The sequence below is a fragment of the Micrococcus sp. TA1 genome, from assembly GCF_014199555.1.
Classification (GTDB): Bacteria; Actinomycetota; Actinomycetes; order Actinomycetales; family Micrococcaceae; genus Citricoccus.
This window is the reverse complement of record NZ_JACHNW010000001.1, coordinates 1,288,717-1,309,341: the sequence shown is the minus strand read 5'-3', so window position 1 is coordinate 1,309,341 and position 20,625 is coordinate 1,288,717. Positions and strand designations below refer to the sequence as shown.

General features: G+C 71.7%; 12 protein-coding genes, 1 tRNA gene and 1 pseudogene. 4 read left to right on the top strand and 10 right to left on the bottom strand.

Annotated elements, in window-relative coordinates; all coding sequences use genetic code 11:
• Nucleotides 1-46 precede the first annotated feature (46 nt).
• Nucleotides 47-685 (bottom strand): dephospho-CoA kinase, encoded by a 639-nt coding sequence (coaE, locus tag GGQ69_RS05690; RefSeq protein ID WP_183525728.1) that lies wholly within the window; start codon nt 683-685, stop codon nt 47-49.
• Nucleotides 678-3,032, bottom strand: a complete 2,355-nt coding sequence (gene coaE, locus GGQ69_RS05685; protein WP_255459582.1) for a dephospho-CoA kinase — start codon at nt 3,030-3,032, stop codon at nt 678-680. Before coaE (GGQ69_RS05685) ends, coaE (GGQ69_RS05690) begins: the two co-directional genes overlap by 8 nt.
• A gap of 102 nt (nt 3,033-3,134) precedes the next feature.
• On the opposite strand from coaE (GGQ69_RS05685), the gene GGQ69_RS05680 reads away from it, so the two are divergent.
• Nucleotides 3,135-3,821 carry a YigZ family protein gene (locus GGQ69_RS05680; RefSeq protein WP_183525722.1) on the top strand — a complete coding sequence of 229 codons (687 nt, stop codon included), beginning with the start codon at nt 3,135-3,137 and terminating at the stop codon, nt 3,819-3,821.
• Complete coding sequence (locus tag GGQ69_RS05675) at nt 3,818-5,035, top strand: class I SAM-dependent methyltransferase (protein WP_183525719.1); 1,218 nt, start codon at nt 3,818-3,820, stop codon at nt 5,033-5,035. Before GGQ69_RS05680 ends, GGQ69_RS05675 begins: the two co-directional genes overlap by 4 nt.
• Before the next feature lie 136 nt (nt 5,036-5,171).
• Here GGQ69_RS05675 and rpsA read toward each other — a convergent pair whose 3' ends face one another.
• The 3 genes from rpsA to polA form a co-directional block, all read right to left on the bottom strand.
• Nucleotides 5,172-6,626 (bottom strand): 30S ribosomal protein S1, encoded by a 1,455-nt coding sequence (gene rpsA / locus GGQ69_RS05670; protein ID WP_183525716.1) that lies wholly within the window; start codon nt 6,624-6,626, stop codon nt 5,172-5,174.
• 195 nt (nt 6,627-6,821) lie between these two features.
• Nucleotides 6,822-8,117, bottom strand: a complete 1,296-nt coding sequence (locus GGQ69_RS05665; RefSeq protein WP_183525713.1) for a GNAT family N-acetyltransferase — start codon at nt 8,115-8,117, stop codon at nt 6,822-6,824.
• Complete coding sequence (polA, locus tag GGQ69_RS05660; protein ID WP_183525710.1) at nt 8,104-10,947, bottom strand: DNA polymerase I; 2,844 nt, start codon at nt 10,945-10,947, stop codon at nt 8,104-8,106. The genes GGQ69_RS05665 and polA overlap by 14 nt, the downstream gene beginning before the upstream one ends.
• Here polA and GGQ69_RS05655 point away from each other — a divergent pair.
• Entirely contained in the window at nt 10,940-11,470 is a 531-nt protein-coding gene (locus GGQ69_RS05655; protein ID WP_183525707.1) for a hotdog fold thioesterase, read from the top strand. The two genes, polA and GGQ69_RS05655, sit on opposite strands and share 8 nt — an antisense overlap.
• Nucleotides 11,471-11,503: 33 nt before the next feature.
• Here GGQ69_RS05655 and GGQ69_RS05650 read toward each other — a convergent pair.
• Nucleotides 11,504-11,585 (bottom strand) — tRNA-Leu (locus GGQ69_RS05650).
• A 116-nt stretch (nt 11,586-11,701) separates the two neighbouring features.
• On the opposite strand from GGQ69_RS05650, the gene GGQ69_RS05645 reads away from it, so the two are divergent.
• Nucleotides 11,702-12,304: an ANTAR domain-containing response regulator gene (locus tag GGQ69_RS05645; RefSeq protein WP_183525704.1), complete on the top strand. Its 603-nt coding sequence runs from the start codon at nt 11,702-11,704 to the stop codon at nt 12,302-12,304.
• On the opposite strand, the gene GGQ69_RS05640 is transcribed toward GGQ69_RS05645, so the two are convergent.
• The 4 genes and pseudogenes from GGQ69_RS05640 to gltB all read right to left on the bottom strand — a co-directional run bounded on the left by GGQ69_RS05640 (nt 12,285) and on the right by gltB (nt 20,513).
• Entirely contained in the window at nt 12,285-12,824 is a 540-nt protein-coding gene (locus GGQ69_RS05640) for a nucleoside deaminase (RefSeq protein WP_183525701.1), read from the bottom strand. The genes GGQ69_RS05645 and GGQ69_RS05640 overlap by 20 nt on opposite strands.
• A 1-nt stretch (nt 12,825) precedes the next feature.
• Nucleotides 12,826-14,319: a pyruvate kinase gene (gene pyk / locus GGQ69_RS05635; protein WP_183525698.1), complete on the bottom strand. Its 1,494-nt coding sequence runs from the start codon at nt 14,317-14,319 to the stop codon at nt 12,826-12,828.
• Nucleotides 14,320-14,467: 148 nt separating this feature from the next.
• Nucleotides 14,468-15,931: pseudogene (locus tag GGQ69_RS05630) on the bottom strand (glutamate synthase subunit beta); the annotation flags it as partial.
• A complete protein-coding gene (gene gltB / locus GGQ69_RS05625) occupies nt 15,924-20,513 on the bottom strand; it encodes a glutamate synthase large subunit (protein WP_255459580.1) in 4,590 nt (1,529 codons plus the stop codon). The gene gltB and the pseudogene GGQ69_RS05630, both read right to left, overlap by 8 nt.
• Between the last annotated feature and the right edge of the window lie 112 nt (nt 20,514-20,625).

Genomic DNA, 20,625 nt, shown 5'->3' with positions numbered 1-20,625 from the left:
CCGGTGGTCCCGGTGGTGGTCCCGGACGGCGCCCCGCCGGGGACGCTCAGCCCCCGGCGCCGTCCAGCACCGGCGCCACGTACTCCTCCCAGAAGCGGCGGGTGGCCCGGCGCAGGTCCTCGAGGCCGGCGTCGTTGACGATGACGACGTCGGCCGCGGCCCGGCGCTGTTCGTCGGTGGCCTGCGTGGCGATCCGGGCCCGGGCGGCCTCCTCGGTCATCCCCCGGTCCCGGACCATCCGCGCCACCCGCTCGTCCAGGTCGGCCTGGACGACCAGGACCAGGTCGTAGGCGCCGGCCTGCCCGGTCTCGACAAGCAGCGGCACGTCCTGGACCACGACGGCGTCGGGCCCGGCCTCGCGGACCAGGCGCCGTCCCTCGGAGCGCACCAGGGGGTGGATGATCCCGTTGAGCCGCTCCCGGGCGTCGGCGTCGTTGAAGACGAGGGCCGCGACCGCGGCCCGGTCCATCGTCCCGTCCGCGGCGATCGCCGCGGGACCGAAGGCCTCGCGGACCAGGGCCAGCCCCTCGGAACCGGGGGCGACGACCGCGCGGGCCAGGGCGTCCGCGTCGACGACGACGGCCCCCAGGTCCGCGAGCTCGGCGGCCACGGTGGACTTGCCCGAGGCGATGCCCCCGGTCAGGCCGATGTGCAGCCGGGGCCGCTGGGCCGGTGTCTCAGTCATCGCGGTCTCCTGTCGCCGGGGCCCCGTCCAGGACGGGCTGGACGTGGTCCTCCCAGAACCGCACGGTCGCCTCGGACAGGTCGGAGACACTGCCGTCGTTGACGATCACCGCATCCGCCACGTCCCGCCGCTCGGCGTCCGTGGCCTGGGCGTCGACCCGCTCCCACGCCTCCTGCACGGTCAGGTGCCGCTCGCGCACCAGGCGGTTGACCCGGGTCTCGGCGGGGGCCTCCACGGTGAGGACCACGTCGAAGTCCCGCACGGAGTCGGTCTCGAGCAGCAGGGGCAGGTCCACCACCACGACCGCGTCCGGCCCGGCCTCACGCGCCAACCGGGCCACCTCGTCGCGGACCCGCGGGTGCATGATCTCGTTCAGCCGTTCCCTCGCGCTGGTGTTGCCGAACACGATCCGGGCCAGGGCCGGCCGGTCCAGCTCTCCGGTGCCCGTGATGACGTCCGCCCCGAAGACCTCACGGATCTCCGCCAGGGCCTCCGAGCCCGGGGCCACGGCCTGGCGGGAGAGCGCATCGGCATCGATCACCAGGGCGCCGAGGGACTCCAGTTCGCGGGCGACGATGGACTTGCCCGAGGCGATCCCCCCGGTCAGCCCGACGTGGAGCAGGGCCCGCTCGCCCTGGGCCTGCTGCCAGTGCCAGGTCCTCGGCTGGTGCGTGTCGTGCTCGGGCTCGGTGCCCACCTCGTACTCGGGACGGATCACGTAGTCCTCGATGTCGTGCCCCTCGTCCTGGGCCCGGCGGTGGTACTCCTCGATGGGCAGCACCTTCTTCCACTGGCGCGTGCGGATCGGCTTCACCGAACCGGCGTCCTCGCGCAACGCCTGGAGCAGCATGGCCGACTGCAGCAGCATGACGACCATCACCGGCAGGCCGATGACGATGATGACCTCCTGCAGGGCGTTCAGCCCGTTCTCGCCCGAGGTGGTCAGGATGGCCGTGCAGACCAGGCCGACGGCCAGGGTCCAGAACACGCGCTGACGCCGGGGGGCCTCGTCCTCGTGCCCGTTGGCCATGGAGTCCATGACCAGCGCACCGGAGTCGATGGAGGTGACGAAGAAGACCGTGATGATGACCAGGGCGAAGATCGCCACGGGCAGGTACAGGGGGAAGGACTGCAGCAGCTGGAACAGCGCGGCCTCGACCTGCTGGTCCACGACGATCGTCTGCGTCAGGCTCCCCGCGTTCTCCCCGTCCCGGTCGATGCGGAACGCGTTCAGTCCGTAGGTGCCCATCCAGATGACGACGAAGGCCGTCGGCAGCCCGAGGCAGGCCACGACGAACTCCCGGATCGTGCGCCCGCGGGAGATCCGCGCCACGAAGAGCCCGACGAACGGCGACCACGTGACGGTCCACGCCCAGTAGAACACCGTCCAGTCGCCGGACCACTCCCCGCTGCCGAAGGTGTCGTTGAAGAAGGACAGGGCCGGCAGGTTGGAGAGGTACGCGCCGGCCGACTCCACGATCCCGCGCACGGTGTCCATCGTGGCGCCCCACATCAGCACGTAGAGCATCAGCGCCACCGCCATGATGATGTTGGCGTAGGACAGCCGCTTGACGCCCTTGTCCATGCCGGCCAGCACGGAGGCCAGCCCGGCGGCGGTGATCACGGCGATGATCACCGCCTGGATCCAGCCGGCCATCGGCACCCCGAGCACGTAGTTCATCCCCGAGTTGATCTGCAGGGCGCCGAGCCCGACGGAGACGGCGAGTCCGAACACCGTGGACACGATCGAGATGATGTCGATCGCCTTGCCCCACGGACCGTGGATGCCGTCCCCCAGCAGCGGCTGGAACGCCGAGGACACCCGCGGCGGCAGCTTGCGCTTGTACGTGAAGTAGCCGAACGCCAGCCCGGGCACGATGAGGATGGCCCACATGTGCAGCCCGAAGTGGAAGTTGGAGATGGACAGGGCCTGCATGGCCGCGGTGTCCGAGGCCGGCTCCGTGCCGTACAGCGGGGGGTTCGCGTAGTGGTTCATCGGCTCGGCGACGCCCCAGAACATCAGGACGGCGCCCACGCCGGCGGCGAAGATCATCCCGAACCAGGCCAGGCCGGAGTACTCGGGCTCGGCGTCGTCGTCGCCGATCCGCACCCGCCCGTACCGGCTGGCCGCCAGCAGCACGGCGAAGACCAGCATCAGGGACGCCCCGAAGGTGTAGAACCAGCCCGCGTCGTAGCGCAGGAACCCGGCCACCACCCCGAAGGCCCCCTGCACCTGGAGGGGGAACAGCGCCATGGCCGCGGTGAACAGGATGATCACCAGGGCCGAGATGAAGAAGATGTGCGGCCCGGTCCGCAGACCGAGCCTGTCGTGCAGTCGCGTGAGCATCACGGGCGCTTCCATGTGGGCCTCGCCCCGGTGGGCCGGGACGTGTGCGCGGGGGGCACGGACATTCAAGGTACCAAAGGACTCCCCCGTAGACTGGGGTGCATGCCCGAGGAGTCCCGCGCCACCCGGTTCACGGTGCTCCCCGGATCCGCCCGGGCCCGGCCCGTGGTCCACGAACTGGAGATCAGGCGCTCGCGCTTCATCGGGTGCCTGGCCCGGGTCGAGACCGAACAGCAGGCCCGCGAGTTCATCGCCGGGTTGCGCCGGCAGCACCACGAGGCCCGGCATGTGTGCAGCGCCTTCATCCTCGGCCCCGACCGGGACGTGATGCGGTCCTCCGACGACGGTGAGCCGGCCGGGACCGCGGGCATCCCCATGCTGGAGGCCCTGTCCCTGAGGGACACCGGAGGCGCACGCGACCTCTCGGACGTCTGCGCGGTCGTCGTGCGCTACTTCGGCGGGGTGAAGCTGGGTGCCGGCGGACTGGTCCGCGCCTACTCGGACGCCGTGTCCGCCGTCCTGGACACCGCCCCCCTGCTCGCGCGGCAGCGGATGGTGCTCGCCGGGGTCGAGGCCCCGCACGCGGAGGCCGGCCGCTGGGAGAACGAGTTGCGCGCGGCGGGGTTCGCGGTGCAGGACACCGACTACGGGGCCTCCTCCGCCACGGTGACGGTGGCCCTGCCCGACGACGGCCGCTCGACAGAGGCGTTCGCCGCCCGCCTGGCGTCCATCACGGCCGGGGCCGGGACGTTCCGCACGCTCGGCAGCGAGTGGGTGGACCTGCCGTGAACGCCACCGTCCCGTTCGGCCAGACTCCCCCGGTCGACCGCTCGGCCCTGACGGAGGGCTTCGCGTTCGTTGCGCTGTCCCGCTGGCCCTACCCCGAGGCGCCCGGACTGCAGGCCCACGACGCCGCGGACCTGCTGCTGCTGGACACCCTGCAGTCCTGGCTGGACACCGGGCACGCCGGTGCGGGGAGCGGGGCGCGGGACGCCGTCGTGGTGCTGGAGGACCGGCACGGTGCACTCACGCTCCCCCTGCTGGCGGCCGGTCACGACGTCCGGGTGGGGCAGGACGCCCTGGCCCACGAGCGGTCCCTGGAGGCCAACCTCGGCCGGTGGGCCACGCCGCTGCCGGGGACCCTGCACCGCGGAGCGGTGGACCCCGCCCTGGTGGCCGGGGCGCGCACCGTCCTGCTGGTCCTGCCCCGCTCGCTCGACGCCCTGGAGCAGTGGGCGCACCTCGTGGCCGAGCACGCCGCCCAGGACGTCCTCCTGCTGGCCGCGGGCCGGGACAAGCACATGACCCCGCGGCAGAACACCGTGCTGAACCGCTACTTTGACTCCGTGGTCCCCGGGCGCGGCCGCTCCAAGTCCCGCGTCCTCACCGCGCGCGGCCCGGCCCGCGGACGGCCCGCCCCCTTCCCCCGCACGGCGGTGCACACCCTGCCCGACGTCGGCACCGTCACCCTCGCGGCCCACGGTTCCACCTTCGGGGGCACCGCCGTGGACCCGGGAACGCGGTTCCTGCTCGAGAACATCGGGGGGATCGGAGACGTGGGGCGGGCCGTAGACGTCGGCTGCGGCAACGGCACGATCGCGGTCCACCTCGCGTTGCGGGCCCGCAGCGGGGGCCGGGAGGCCACGGTGGTCGCCACCGACCAGTCCGCCGACGCCTGCGCCTCCACGGTCCTGTCGGCCGGGCTCAACGGCGTCGCGGCCCAGGTGGAGGTCCGCCGGGACGATGCCCTGGCCTCCTTCCCGGACGCCAGCGAGGACCTGCTGGTGCTCAACCCCCCGTTCCACGCCGGCAACACGGTGGACACCCGGGTGGCGTTGCGGCTGTTCGACGCCGGCGCGCGCGTGCTGCGCCCCGGCGGCGAGCTGTGGTGCGTGTGGAACTCGCACCTGATGTACCGGCCCGAACTGGAGCGACGGGTGGGCCCCACCCGGCAGGTGGCCCGTGACCGCACGTTCACGGTCACGGTCAGCACCCGGCACTGAGCCCGGCGTGTCCGAGCCCGGGGCGGACCGCGTCGCGGGTCAGGTGCCTGCCGCACTCCGGACGCAGGAAGGCCCCGCACCGTGGTGGTGCGGGGCCTTCCTGTCATGCTGTCCGGATGGTCAGCGGCTCAGCCGATCAGTTGCCGGTGAGCTTCTCGCGCAGGGCGGCGAGGGCCTCGTCGGAGGCCAGGGTGCCCTGGTCCGCCTCGCCGCGGTCCTCGGAGGAGTAGGAGGCGGCGCCGGACTCGGCGGCAGCCGCACCCTCGACGTCCTCGTTGAGGTGGCGGGCCACCTGCTCCTTGTGGGCCTCCCAGCGGGCCTGGGCGTCGGCGTACTGCTGCTCCCACGCGGCGCGCTGGGTCTCGAAGCCCTCGAGCCACTCGTTGGACTCCGGGTCGAAGCCCTCGGGGTACTTGTAGTTGCCCTCGTCGTCGTACTCGGCAGCCATGCCGTAGAGCGCCGGGTCGAACTCGGTGCCCTCCGGGTCCACGCCCTCATTGGCCTGCTTGAGGGACAGCGAGATGCGGCGGCGCTCCAGGTCGATGTCGATGACCTTGACGAACAGCTCGTCGTTGACGGACACGACCTGCTCGGCGGTGTCGATGTGGCGCGAGGCCAGCTCGGAGATGTGCACCAGGCCCTCGATGCCGTCCTCGACGCGCACGAACGCACCGAACGGAACCAGCTTGGTGACCTTGCCCGGCACGACCTGGCCCAGGGCGTGGGTGCGGGCGAACAGCTGCCACGGGTCTTCCTGGGTGGCCTTCAGCGACAGGGAGACGCGCTCGCGGTCCATGTCCACCTCGAGCACCTCGACGGTGACCTCCTGGCCCACCTCGACGACCTCGGACGGGTGGTCGATGTGCTTCCAGGACAGCTCGGAGACGTGCACCAGGCCGTCCACGCCGCCCAGGTCCACGAAGGCACCGAAGTTGACGATGGAGGAGACGGTGCCGGTGCGGACCTGGCCCTTCTCCAACTTGTGCAGGAAGTTCGAGCGGACCTCGGACTGGGTCTGCTCGAGCCAGGCGCGGCGGGACAGGACCACGTTGTTGCGGTTCTTGTCCAGCTCGATGATCTTGGCTTCCAGCTCCTGGCCGATGTACGGGGCCAGGTCGCGGACGCGGCGCATCTCGACGAGGGAGGCGGGCAGGAAGCCGCGCAGGCCGATGTCGACGATGAGGCCGCCCTTGACGACCTCGATGACGGTGCCGGTGACGACGCCGTCCTCTTCCTTGATCTTCTCGATGGAGCCCCAGGCACGCTCGTACTGAGCGCGCTTCTTGGACAGGATCAGGCGGCCTTCCTTGTCCTCCTTGGTGAGGACCAGGGCCTCCACGTTATCGCCCACGGCGACGACCTCATCCGGGTCCACGTCATGCTTGATGGAGAGTTCCCGGGACGGGATGACGCCTTCAGTCTTGTAGCCGATGTCGAGGAGCACTTCGTCGCGGTCGACCTTGACGACGGTGCCTTCGACCAGGTCGCCGTCATTGAAGTACTTGATCGTCTCATCAATGGCGGCGAGGAAGTCCTCAGCAGTGCCAATGTCATTGATGGCGACCTGCGGGGCGGTGGAGGTAATGGTCATGTAGTAGGGGCTCCGATGTGGATTGTTCACTCGGCCGGGCCAGGCGGACACACGTGACGACCGCGACACCCGGATAGTGGGTTGATTTGGATTATTGGGTATGCACAGAAAGTGCTCGGCCAGTCTAGCCGCCGTCCCAAGTCGCGGTCAAAGCGGGGCGTGCTCCCGGGGGCGGCCCTCCGGGACCACCGTCCGTCAGAACCCGGTCATGCAGTGGACGGGCCGGTCCTGCGCCAGCATCCCGGCCAGGGCGGCGGCGGCCCCGATCCGGTGCTCGGTGATCCTCCCGGCCTGGCGGAGCACCTCGGCGGACACCCCGCCCAGGTAGGCCCCGGACAGGTCCGCGACGTCCAGCTCCAGGTCCGGGTCCGCGCCCAGCGGCACGACGTCGGCCTCGCCGCCGGCCACGGTCAGGCGCCAGTCGCCCGCGGTGTGCCCGAGGCGGTCGTGCACCCGCAGGGTCAGCTCACCGTCGCGGGCCCAGGACCGGCCGCGCAGGGCCGCCGGGAGGTCCAGCAAGCGCAGCCACAGGTGGTCCTCTCTACCGGTGGTGCGCACCCGGCGGTGGTCCGCGAACAGGTGCTCCAGCAGGCCGTCGTCCGGCGCGCCGCGCCAGCTGACCCGCTCGATGAGGTCCAGGTTCGCCAGGAAGGACCACAGGGCCCGGGTGCTCTCCGCCGTGGTGGCGGACAGCAGCGAGACCCGGATGGTGGCCGGGTCCGAGTCCCAGCCGGCGAACCGGTAGGTGACGTACCCGCGGGGCGCCCCGCCGTCGTCGTAGTGGACCGCGGCGAACAGCCCCTGGTCCTTCCCGTGACGGCCCGACTCGATGGTGTCCGTCTCGTGGCCGCCGTAGGAGGCCATCCGCTGCACGGAACCGGGCGTCTGCAGGTAGGCCTGCCCGAACAGCCGCGGGCCCAGCCCGGCCAGGTCCCCCGGCTCCACCAGCTCGACGCGGCCGGTCACCGGTCCCGCCAGGGCGGCGTCCCCCCGGAGGTCCACCTCGACGGAGCGCTGGGCGGTGGCCGCGCCGAAGCCGAAGCGGCGGTAGATGGTGGCCTCGGAGGCGGTCAGCGCCGCCAGCGGCAGGCCCCGCTCGGCGGCGATCGCCAGTTCCGACTCCATCAGGGCGCGCAGGATCCCGCGGCGGCGATGGCTCGGGGAGACGGTGACCTCGGAGATCAGGCGGGCGTCGACCTCCCGGCGCCGGCCGGTGTGCAGGCGCTTGTCGAAACCGGAGAAGGTGCCGACCGGGCGGTCGGCGGCCGGGTCGGCACCGGCCGCGTAGACGCCGGTGTAGGTGCGCCCGTCCGCGTGGGCGTAGCCGAGCAGCTGGTCCAGTGCGGTGCCCGTCGGCTCCGGCTCGTAGAAGCCGCGCTCGACGGTCCGCAGGAACAGGGCCGCGGCGGGGTCCTCCGCGGCCGGGCGGCCGGTGACCTCGAAGCGATGCAGCCGGAGTCCCTCGGGCAGGACGGGATCAGTGCGCGGCATCGTGCCAGCTCCGCCCGACGCCGACGTGCACGTCCAGCGGGACGGACAGTTCCGCGGCCGCTCCCATCCGCTCCTGGAGCAGGGTGGTGGCCGCGTCGAGTTCCTCGTCCGGGACCTCGAGGACCAGTTCGTCGTGGACCTGCAGCAGCAGCCGGGAGCGCAGTCCCTGCTCCACCAGTCCGGACTGGACGTCCAGCATGGCCTGCTTGATGATGTCCGCCGCCGAGCCCTGGATGGGGGCGTTGAGCGCGGCGCGCTCGGCCATGTCCCGCAACTGGCGGTTGTCGCTGTTCAGGTCCGGCAGGTAGCGGCGCCGGCCCAGGATGGTCGCGGTGAAACCGTCCTGGCGGGCCTTGGCCACGACCTCCTTGAGGTAGTCGCGCACCGCGCCGAAGCGGTCGAAGTAGCCCTTCATGAGGGACCGTGCCTCGTCGACGGGGATCTGGAGCTGCTTGGAGAGGCCGAAGGAGCTCAGCCCGTAGGCCAGGCCGTAGCTCATGGCCTTGACCTTGGCGCGCATCTCCGAGGAGACGTCCTGGGGCTCCACGCCGAACACCTGGGCGCCGACGAAGCGGTGCAGGTCCTCACCCTCCCGGAACGCCTGGATCAGGGCCTCGTCCTCGGACAGGTGCGCCATGATGCGCATCTCGATCTGGGAGTAGTCGGCCGTGAGCAGGGTGCCGTAGCCCTCCCCCACGACGAACACCTCGCGGATCTTCCGGCCCGCCTCGGTCCGGACCGGGATGTTCTGCAGGTTCGGGTGCAGGCTGGACAGCCGCCCGGTGGCGGCGGCGGTCTGCGAGTAGGTGGTGTGGATGCGCCCGTCCCCGGCCACCGTGTCCAGCAGTCCCTCCACGGTCTGGCGCAGCTTGGTGGCGTCCCGGTGGAGCATGAGGTTCTCGAGGAAGGGGTGCTGGGTCTGGGCCAGCAGGTCGGTGAGCGAGTCCACGTCCGTGGAGTACCCGGTCTTGGTCTTGCGCGTGCGCGGCATGTCGAGCTTCTCGAACAGCAGCGCCTGCAGCTGCTTGGGCGAGCCGAGGTTGACCTTCTCCCCGCCGGTGGCCTCCGCCACGGAGGCCCACGCCGATTCCTGGGCGGACTGCATCCGCGTGGTGAACTCCTCGAAGAGCCCGTCCAGCACGGGCCGGTCCACGGCGATGCCGGCCAGCTCCATGTCCACGAGCACCAGGGCCAGCGGGATCTCGAGGTCCCGCAGCAGCTGCTGGGCCCCGCGCTCGAGCAGCTGGGGCACGAACACCTCGGACAACCGGCGCACCATCCAGGCTGCGCGGACGGTGGCGGCGGCCCGGGCCTGGAGCAGCGCAGCCCCGGCGTCGGCCCCCTCGGCCTCGGCCGCCCCGAGGTCCAGTTCCAGCTGGTCCCCGGCCTGGGTCGGGTCGTCCTCCATCTCGAGGGTGGACTGCAGGTACGCCTGGACGAGGGCGTCCAGGCCGTAGCCCCGGCGGTCCGGGGAGATCAGGTAGGCCGAGAGCAGCACGTCGTCCACGACGCCGGCCAGCGCCACGGCGCGCCCCAGTGCGGTCCGGGCACCCGAGGCCTTGAGGGCCTTGCCGGCCGCCTTCAGGTCGTACACCGCCTTCTGCGCACCGGACTGGGACAGATAGTCGGCCAGCACCGGGCCGGCGCCGGCGTCGGGCGTGTCCAGGGGGACGTAGACGGCGGCGCCCTCCGCCACGAGCGCCGCCCCGAGCGGGACCCCGTAGTCCCCGGGGGCCGGGATCTTGCGCTTGGGCAGGATGGCGGGCCCGTCCAGGACCACGTGCACGCCCACCAGGTTGGCCCCGTGTGCGGTGATGAACGCCTCCAGCTCCTCGGCGGTGGTGGCGACCGCGAAGTCCGGGGTCTGCTCGACCGGGGCGGCCTCGGGCTCGCCGCCCAGCCGTTCGGCGAGGGTGTCGAACAGGCGCTGGCGCACGGCGTTGAACTGCAGGGCGTCGAAGAGGTCCTCGATCTGCTCGTGGTCCGGGTGCTCGAGCTCGGTGGCCTCCAGCGCCACGGGCAGGTCCATGTCCGTCACCAGCGCGTTGAGCCTGCGGTTGCGGCGGACGGACTCGGCGTGGTCCCGCAGGGACTGGCCCGCCTTGCCCTTGATCTCCTCGGCGTGCTCCAGGACCTGTTCGACCGTGCCGTACAGCCCGATCCACTTCGCGGCGGTCTTCGGGCCCACGCCCGGCACGCCCGGCAGGTTGTCGGCGCTCTCCCCCACCAGGGCCGCCAGGTCCGGGTAGCGCTGCGGGGGCACGCCGTACTTCGCCTCGATCGCGGCGGCGTCCATCGGCGGGATGTCCGAGACGCCCTTCTTCGGGTACAGCACCAGGGTCCGGTCGGTGATGAGCTGGAACGCGTCCCGGTCGCCCGAGACCACCCGGGTCTGCCAGCCGGCCGCCTCGGCCTGGGCCGCCATCGTCGCCACGATGTCGTCCGCCTCGAAGCCGTCCACCGTGATGGTGGGGATGTTCATGGCCTCCATGACCTTCTGGATCAGCTCGACCTGCCCGTGGAACTCCTCCGGGGTCTTGGACCGGCCCGCCTTGTACTCCTCATACTGCTCGGAGCGGAAGGTGGGGGTGTCCAGGTCGAAGGCGACCGCGACGTGCGTGGGCTTCTGCTGGCGGATCATGGTCAGCAGCATGGTGGTGAAGCCGTAGACGGCGTTGGTGTGCTGACCGGTGTCCGTGACGAAGTTGTCCACCGGCAGGGCGTAGAAGGCCCGGAAGGCCATCGAGTGGCCGTCGATGACCAGCAGTCGCTGGGCGGTGTCAGGTGCGGAATTGCTCGAATCAGTCACGGGTGCCAGCCTAATGCTCATGGACTCAGCCCAGACACGCGCCCCCGCCGCGGCCCCCTACGCCTTCGTCCCCGGGGTCACGCCGGACCCCTCGCCCGAGGAGCTGCGGCGGCTCATGCTGGACTCGGGGATCCCGGAGGAGATCCACGGCAGGCTGGGCCGGCTGGGGATCAGTCCGCTGACCGCCAAGATGGGCATCGTGTTCCAGGAGATGACCGTGGAGCGCATGGTCGCCACCATGCCGGTGGCCGGCAACGAGCAGAACGCCGGGCTGCTGCACGGCGGGGCCCACCTGGTGCTGGCCGAGACCCTGGGGTCCATCGCCGCGGTCCTGCACGCCGGCAAGCCGGTGGTCGGGATCGAGATCGGGGCCACGCATCACCGGGGGATCCAGCGGGGCACCGTGACGGGGACCTGCACACCGATCCACCTGGGCGGGACGCTGACCACGCACGAGATCGTCATGACCGACGAGCAGGGACGGCGGCTGTCCAGCGCGAGGATCACCAATATGATCCTCGACCCGGAGCGCCGGAAGGACTAACGGCCGCGGGCGGTCGCACCGCCCCGCCGCCAGTGCCCCAAGTGGGACTCGAACCCACACATCTCTCGATACCGCATTTTGAGTGCGGCGCGTCTGCCAGTTCCGCCATTGGGGCCCGCCGGGATCCGGCGAGGCAACTCCACAAGGATACACGCGCGACCGCCGGGACCCGGCCTCGGGATACGCTGAACCGTGAGTCCCGTGAACCGTCCCCACCTGCGAGGAGCCACCATGCCGACCGAGAGCACCGCCCCGAGCACCGATGAGCCGTTGCGCGTCGTCGTCGCCGAGGACGAGACGCTGATCCGCCTCGACATCGTGGAGATCCTCTCGTCCCAGGGCTATGCGGTGGTCGGCGAGGCGGACAACGGCCAGCGGGCGGTGGAGCTGGCCACGGAGCTGCAGCCGGACGTGGTGCTGATGGACGTGAAGATGCCCATCATGGACGGCATCACCGCCGCCGAGCAGATCGCCCGGGACCGGGTGGCGCCCGTGGTGCTGCTGACCGCCTTCAGCCAGCGAGAGCTGGTGGAACGGGCCCGCCAGGCCGGGGCGATGGCCTACGTGGTCAAGCCCTTCAGCGAGAACGACCTGGTGCCGGCGATCGAGTTGGCGGTGGCCCGGTTCGAGGAGCTGCGCGCCCTGGAGGCCGAGGTCTCCGACCTCACCGAGCAGTTCGCCACCCGCAAGCTGGTGGACCGGGCGAAGTCCGTGCTGACGACCACCCTGGACCTGTCCGAGCCCGAGGCCTTCCGGTGGATCCAGAAGACCTCCATGGACCGTCGCCTGACGATGCGGGAGGTGGCCCAGACGGTCATCGACCAGATGGGCTGACTCCGCCGGCGGGGTCCGCTGAGCCCGCACCCTCCTCGAAGCGGTGATAGCGGTGATAGCGGTGATGCAGCCTCCGGACCTGCTCCGCGAGCTCCTCGTCCGGGCCGTCGACCGGCACCCCGGGGGCGACCTGCCGGATGGACAGCGCCGCGACCGGTCCGGGCGGGACTCCCAGCCCGCGGAACCACCGGCCCAGCTGGGCACTCGAACTGGCGTAGACGATCCGTCCCAGTCCCACCCAGGCATGCGCGGCGGAGCACATGGCGCAGTGCTCACCGGAGGTGTAGACCACGGACGTGGACCGCTGGTCCGGGCTCAGGTGCCCGGCGGCCCACCGGGCGATCGCGAACTCCGGGTGACGCGTGGCGTCCCCGCCGCCCACCCGGTTGTGGTCCTCGAGGAGCACGGCGCCGTCCGCGGAGACCAGCACGGAGCCGAAGGGCTCGTTCCCGCTCCCCAGGGCCGCCTCGGCCAGTTCCACGCATCGCCGCAGGTGGCCGCGGTCCGTGTCCGTGATCATCTCAGAGCGGGGACCGCGCCGGCCACACGCCCACCCGTTCCCGCGCCGGACGCTGGTAGCCCTGCAGCAGTCCGCCGGAGTCCGCGAGGTCGCCGATCCGGTGCACCTTGACCGTGTTCGTGGAACCCGCCTGGCCGGGAGGCGAACCGGCCGCGATGACCACGAGGTCGTTGACCCCGGCGATACCCTCCTTGAGCAGCGAACGGTCCACCTGGGCCGTCATCTCGTCGGTGGAGTCGGCGAACGGCACCATCTTCGGCAACACCCCCCAGGACAGGCACAGGATGTTGTGGGTGTGCTCCACGTGGGTGAACGCGTAGACCATCTGGTGCGGCCGCAACCGGGACAACCGCCGGGCCGAGTCGCCGGACTGCGTGAAGGTGGCCAGGTAGCGCACGTCGAGCTGGTTGGCGATGTCCACGGCGGCCCGGGTGATGGCCCCGCCGCGGGTCTTCGGCCGCGACCCCAGCGGCAGGATCCGGTCCAGGCCGTGGGTCTCGGTGGACTCGATGATCCGGGCCATCGTCTCCACGGTGACCACCGGGTACTTGCCCACCGAGGTCTCGCCCGAGAGCATCACGGCGTCGGCGCCGTCGAGCACCGCGTTGGCGCAGTCCGAGGCCTCGGCGCGGGTCGGCCGGGGGTTGTCGATCATCGACTCGAGCACCTGCGTGGCCACGATGACCGGCTTGGCCCAGCGCCGGGCCAGCTCGATGGCCCGCTTCTGCACCACCGGGACGTCCTCGAGCGGCAGTTCCACGCCCAGGTCGCCGCGGGCCACCATGATCGCGTCGAACGCGTCCACGATCCCGTGCAGGGCCTCCACCGCCTGCGGCTTCTCGATCTTGGCGATGACCGGGACCTTCCGGCCCTGCTCCGCCATGATCTCGTGCACGCGTTGCACGTCCTGGGCCGAGCGGACGAAGGACAGCGCCACCATGTCCACGCCGAGGTCCAGCGCCCAGCGCAGGTCCTCCTCGTCCTTCTCCGACAGTGCCGGGACGTTGACCGCCACGCCCGGCAGGTTGATGCCCTTGTTGTTGGACACGGTGCCCGCCACGGTGACCTCGGTGACCACGTCCGTGTCCGTGACCTCCACGGCCCGCAGCGCGACCTTGCCGTCGTCGATCAGCAGGGTGTCCCCGGTGCGGACGTCCTGCGGCAGCCCCTTGAAGGTGGTGCCGCACCGCTCGGCGGTGCCCTCCACCTCCTGGGTGGTGATCGTGAACCGGTCCCCCACGGCCAGCGCGTGCGGCCCGTCGGCGAACCGGCCCAGCCGGATCTTCGGGCCCTGCAGGTCGGCGAAGACCGCCACCGGGCGGTCCAGGTCCGTGGCGGCCCGGCGGATGTCCGCGTAGGTCCGCTCGTGCACCTCGTACGTGCCGTGGCTCATGTTCATCCGCGCGACGTCCACGCCCGCGGCGATCAGCGCCCTGGTGTTCTCGTATCCCTCCGTGGCCGGACCGAACGTGGCAACGATCTTCGCGTGTCTCATGGTTCCACCCTAACGAGCGGAAGGTCCCTTCCGGGACTGACGCGGGACGACGTGCGGGTGAACGACCGGATCATCCGCGCACCCGGGCCTCGGCCGCCTCGGAGGCGTACTCACGCCGCCGCGGCCGCAGGGCACCGTCGTCGGCGCGCACCGCGATCGGCCGGTCCGTGGGCTCCACCGGGGAGGGCAGGCGGGTCCAGCTCTCCAGCGACTCGTCCACGGCCCGGGCACAGGCCCGGCCCTCGGCGATCGCCCACACCACCAGCGAGGCCCCGCGCCCTGCGTCGCCGGCCACGAACACCCCCGGGGTGTCCGTCTCGTACCGCCGGTCCCGGCGGACCAGGCCGCCCTCGAGCACGACGCCGGCGCCGTCCGGTCCCTGGGTCAGCCCGGTGTCCTCCACCCCCGTGAACCCGAGGGCCAGCAGCACGAGGTCGGCCGGGATCTCCCGTTCGGTGCCCGGCCGGGGCACCCGCCGCCCGTCCGGCAGGTACTCGGTCTCCGCCACCCGCAGGGCGCGGACGTGGCCGTTGCCGTCGTCGAGGAACTCCACGGTCGAGGCCAGGTACTCGCGGGTGCCGCCCTCGGCGTCGGCGCTGGTCACCTCGAAGACCTTCGGCATGGTGGGCCAGGGCTGGTCCTCCGGCCGCTCGGTGGGCAGTTCCCGGCCGATTGCCAGCGTGGTGACGGAGGCCGCGCCATGGCGGTGCGCGGTGCCGATGCAGTCCGCGCCGGTGTCCCCGCCGCCGAGCACGATCACGTGCTTGCCGTCGGCCCGGATCTGGTCCGGGACCTGCTGGCCGGCCACCACCCGGTTGGACTGCACGAGGTAGTCCATGGCGGGGTGGATCCCGGCCAGGTGCCGGCCGGTGACGGGCAGGTCGCGCGGCACGGGCGCACCGGTGGCGATGATGACGGCGTCGTAGCGCTCACGCAGCTCGGACCACGTGATGTCCTCGCCGATGGACACGGAGGTGCGGAACCGGGTGCCCTCGGCGACCATCTGCTCGATGCGCCGGTCCAGGATGTCCTTCTCCATCTTGAAGTCCGGGATGCCGTAGCGCAGCAGTCCGCCGACCTTCTCGTCCCGCTCGAAGACGGCCACCGTGAACCCGGCCCGCGTGAGCTGCTGGGCCGCGGCCAGCCCCGCCGGGCCGGAGCCGACGACGGCCACCGTGTGCCCGTTGAGCCGCTGCGGGATGACCGGATCGAGCCAGTCGTTGTCGAAGGCGGCGTCCGCGATCGACACCTCGGTCTGCTTGATGGTCACCGCCGGCTGGTTGATGCCCAGCACGCAGGAGGACTCGCAGGGCGCCGGGCAGATGCGCCCGGTGACCTCGGGGAAGTTGTTGGTGGCGTGCAGCCGTGCCGCCGCCTCCTCCATCCGGCCCTGGCGGACCAGGTCGTTCCACTCGGGGATGAGGTTGCCCAGCGGGCAGCCCTGGTGGCAGAACGGCACGCCGCAGTCCATGCAGCGCCCGGCCTGCTGGCGCACCACGGCCGGGTCCTGCCGGGCGTAGACGTCCTTGAAGTCCATGATGCGCACGGGCACCGGACGGGACGGACGGTCCCGGCGTTCGCGGTTGGTCAGGAATCCACGGGGATCAGCCATTGGTTGCCTCCAGAATCCGACCCCAGGCGTCGACGCCGTCCGGGTCCAGTCCTTCATCGATGACGGCCGCGCGGGCCTTGAGCACGGCGTCGTAGGTGGCCGGCAGCACGGTGGTGAACCGGGGCAGGGCCTCGTCCAGCGTGGCCAGCAGGTGGGCCGCCACCGGCGACCCGGTCTCGGCGTGGTGCCGGGCCAGCAGTTCGGCGATCGCCTCCCGGTCCTCGGGCCGGGGTTCCAGCAGCAGCAGGTCCCCGTTCGCCATCGCCAGCGGGTTCATCACGGTGCGGTCCAGGTCCAGGACCCAGGCCACACCGCCGGACATGCCGGCCCCGAAGTTGCGCCCGGTGCGGCCCAGGATCAGGGCCCGGCCACCGGTCATGTACTCGCAGCCGTGGTCCCCGATGCCCTCCACGACGGCGCTGGCCCCCGAGTTGCGCACCAGGAACCGCTCGCCCACGCGACCGCGAAGGTACAGCTCGCCGGACGTGGCCCCGTAGCCGATGACGTTGCCCGCCACGACGTTGTCCTCGGCGGCGAACCCGGCCCGCTCGTCCGGGCGCACGACGATCCGTCCGCCGGACAGGCCCTTGCCCACGTAGTCGTTGGCGTCGCCCTCGAGCCGCAGGGTGATGCCCGCGGGCACGAACGCCCCGAGGGACTGTCCGGCCTCGCCCGTGAGCCGCACGGTGATGGTGTCGTCCGCCAGCTCGTCCAGCAGCCGGGCCCGGGTCACGTGGTAGCCCAGCATGGTCCCGGCGGCACGGTCGGTGTTGACGATCGCCTTGGACACCTCGAGCGGCTGCCCGGTGGCGATCGCCGGCTCGGCGGCGGTGATGAGGTCGTTGTCGAAGTGCCGGTCCAGCTCGTGGTTCTGCCCCGTGTGGCTGAGCAGCTGCCGCGCCTTCTCGGGGTCGGCCGGATCGTAGCCGGACAGGATGCCGGACAGGTCCAGCCCACCGGTCTTCCAGTGGTCCAGGGACTCGTCCCGGTCGAGGACCTCGATGTGGCCGATCGCCTCCTCGAGGGACCGGAAGCCCAGCTCGGCGAGGTACTCCCGCACCTCCTCGGCGATGTACTCGAAGAAGGTGACCACGAACTCTGGGGTCCCGGTGAAGCGGGAGCGCAGCTCGGGGTTCTGGGTGGCCACGCCCACGGGGCAGGTGTCCAGGTGGCACACCCGCATCATGATGCAGCCGGAGACCACGAGCGGCGCGGTGGCGAAGCCGTACTCCTCGGCGCCCAGCAGGGCGGCGATCACGACGTCCCGGCCGGTCTTCAGCTGCCCGTCGACCTGGACCACCACGCGGTCGCGCAGCCCGTTGAGCATCAGCGTCTGCTGGGCCTCGGCCAGGCCCAGCTCCCAGGGGGCGCCGGCGTGCTTGAGCGAGTTCAGCGGCGAGGCGCCGGTGCCGCCGTCGTGGCCGGAGATGAGCACGACGTCGGCCTTGGCCTTGGTCACGCCGGCCGCCACGGTGCCCACCCCGGACTCGGAGACGAGCTTGACGTGCACGCGGGCGGCCGGGTTGGCGCGCTTGAGGTCGTGGATCAGCTCGGCGAGGTCCTCGATCGAGTAGATGTCGTGGTGCGGCGGCGGGGACACCAGGGACACCCCGGGCGTGGAGTGCCGCGTGGACGCCACCCAGGGGTAGACCTTGGTGCCCATCAGCTGGCCGCCCTCGCCGGGCTTGGCGCCCTGGGCCATCTTGATCTGCAGGTCGTCCGCGGTGGCCAGGTACAGGCTGGTCACGCCGAAGCGGCCGGAGGCGATCTGCTTGATCGCCGATCGGCGCTCCGGGTCGAGCAGCCGCTCGGGGTCCTCTCCGCCCTCACCGGTGTTGGACTTGCCGCCCAGCCGGTTCATGGCGATGGCCAGCGTCTCGTGCGCCTCCCGGGAGATGGAGCCGTAGCTCATCGCCCCGGTGGAGAAGCGCCTCACGATCGAGGAGACCGGCTCCACCTCGTCCAGCGGGACCGGCTCGCGCACCCCCGTCTTCAGGCGCAGCAGTCCGCGCAGGGTCATCAGGTCCTGGGACTGCTCGTCCACCCGGCGGGTGTAGTCCTTGAAGACGTCGTACTGGCGGGTCCGGGTGGAGTGCTGCAGCCGGAACACCGTCTCCGGGTTGAACAGGTGCGGCGGCCCGTCCCGGCGCCACTGGTACTCCCCGCCCGTCTCCAGCTCGCGGTACGGGTCGATGTCGTTGCCGTCCGGCGGGTACGCCGCCCAGTGCCGCTGCTGGTTCTCCGCGGCGATGACCTCCAGCCCCACCCCGCCCATGGGGGTGTGGGTGCCGGCGAAGTACCGGTCCACGAGGGACCGGGACAGGCCGATGGCCTCGAAGGTCTGGGCGCCGCAGTAGGAGGCGACCGTGGAGATGCCCATCTTGGACATGATCTTCTGCACGCCCTTGCCCAGGGCCTTGATCAGGTTGGCCACGGCCTGCTCCGCGGTGACGCCGGTGATGGCGCCGGTGCGCACGAGCGCCTCGGCGGACTCCATGGCCAGGTACGGGTTGACGGCCGAGGCGCCGTAGCCGATCAGCACCGCCACGTGGTGGACCTCGCGGACGTCCCCGGCCTCCACGAGCAGCGAGGCCCGCGTCCGGTTGGCGGAGGACAGCAGGTGGTGGTGCACGGCCGAGAGCAGCAGCAGCGAGGGGATCGGCGCCCACTGGGCGTTGGAGTCGCGGTCGGAGAGCACGATGAACTGCACCCCGCGGTTCACCGCGGTGGAGACCTGCTCGCAGATCTCGGTGAGCCGGGCGCGCAGGCCGGCCGCGCCGGCGTCGACCCGGTACAGGCCGCGCACCTTCAGGGCGACCTTGGCGCCGCGGCGCGAGGGTCCGCCCTCGGAGGGCTGCTCGCGCAGGTTGGCGATCTTGGCCAGCTGGTCGTTGTCGATCACGGGGAACTCGAGGTTGACGTGCCGGGTGCGCACCTGCTCCGTGGACAGCAGGTTGCCGTCCGGGCCGATCGAGGTGCGCATCGAGGTGACCAGTTCCTCGCGGATCGCGTCCAGCGGCGGGTTGGTGACCTGCGCGAAGGACTGCGTGAAGTAGTCGAACAGCAGCCGCGGCCGCTTCGAGAGCACAGCGATCGGGGTGTCCGTGCCCATGGCGCCGAGGGGCTCTGCACCCGTGGCGGCCATGGGCCCGATGAGCACGCGCAGCTCCTCGGTGGTGTAGCCGAAGGTCCGCTGGCGGTGGGCCACGGACTGGGCCGAGTAGCGCACGTGCTCGCGCTCGGGCAGGTCCGCGAGGTCCACCAGGTTCTCGGCCACCCAGCGGCGCCACGGGTTGGCGGCGGCGACCTCGGCCTTGACCTCGTCGTCCTCGATGATCCGGCCGGCCACGGCGTCCACGAGGAACATCCGGCCCGGGGCCACGCGGCCCTTTCGGACGACGCGCTCGGGGGCCAGGGGCAGCACGCCGACCTCGGAGGCCAGCACCACCAGACCGTCGTCGGTGACCCAGTAGCGGGCCGGGCGCAGGCCGTTGCGGTCCAGCACGGCGCCGACCTGGCGACCGTCCGTGAAGGCGACGGCGGCGGGCCCGTCCCACGGCTCCATGAGCATGGAGTGGTACTGGTAGAACGCGCGCCGGTCCGGGTCCATGGAGCCGTGGTTCTCCCAGGCCTCCGGGATCATCATCATGACCGCGTGGCTCAGCGGCCGCCCGCCCAGCATCAGCAGCTCGGCCACCTCGTCGAAGGACTGGGAGTCCGAGGCCCCCGGCGTGCAGATGGGGTAGAGCTTCTCCGGGTCCTCGCCGAGCACGGGAGAGTCCAGCAGGGACTGCCGGGCGCGCATCCAGTTGCGGTTGCCCTTGACGGTGTTGATCTCGCCGTTGTGGGCGATGGTGCGGAACGGCTGGGCCAGCGGCCAGGACGGGAAGGTGTTGGTGGAGAACCGGGAGTGCACGATCCCCAGCGAGGTCTTGAACCGGGGATCGGACAGGTCCGGGTAGAACGGCTGCAGCTGCCCCGTGGACAGCATGCCCTTGTAGACGATGGTCTGCGGGGACAGCGACGGGAAGTACACGCCGAAGCGGTTCTGGGCCCGCTTGCGCAACCGCCAGGCGCGCACGTCCAGGGAGTCCTCGGCGGTGATGAACAGCTGCTCGAAACGCGGCATCACCGATCGCGCGGAGGCACCGATGACGGTCTCGTCGACCGGGACCGGGCGCCAGCCCAGCACGGTCAGCCCCTCGTCGGCGGCCAGTCGCTCGATCCCCGCCACGGCCTCGTCGTACTCGGCCTGGGGCTGGGGCAGGAAGGCGGTGCCGACGGCGTAGTCCCCGGCGGCGGGCAGCTCGAAGCCCACGACGGCGCGCAGGAACTCGTCCGGCACCTGCATCAGCAGGCCGGCGCCGTCGCCGGTGCCGTCGTCGCCGCCGACGCCGCCGCGGTGCTCCAGGTTGCGCAGGGCCACCAGGGCGTGCTCGACGATGTCGTGGCCGGGCGTGCCGCGCAGGGTCGCGATCACGGCCAGGCCGCAGTTCTCGGTCTCCGTGTCCGGACGGTACAGGCCCTGCTCGGGCGGGATGGCGGAGAAGCGGTTGAACGGGTTCTTCGGGTCCCGTGCCATGGCCTCGGCGGCGCTGTCGTCGGGCAGCGCCGCGTCATCGTCTCGGGGGGCGTTCTCCGCAGCTGGGCGTGACGTCATGGAGGTCCTTCCGGTGTGCCGAGCGAACTCGGGC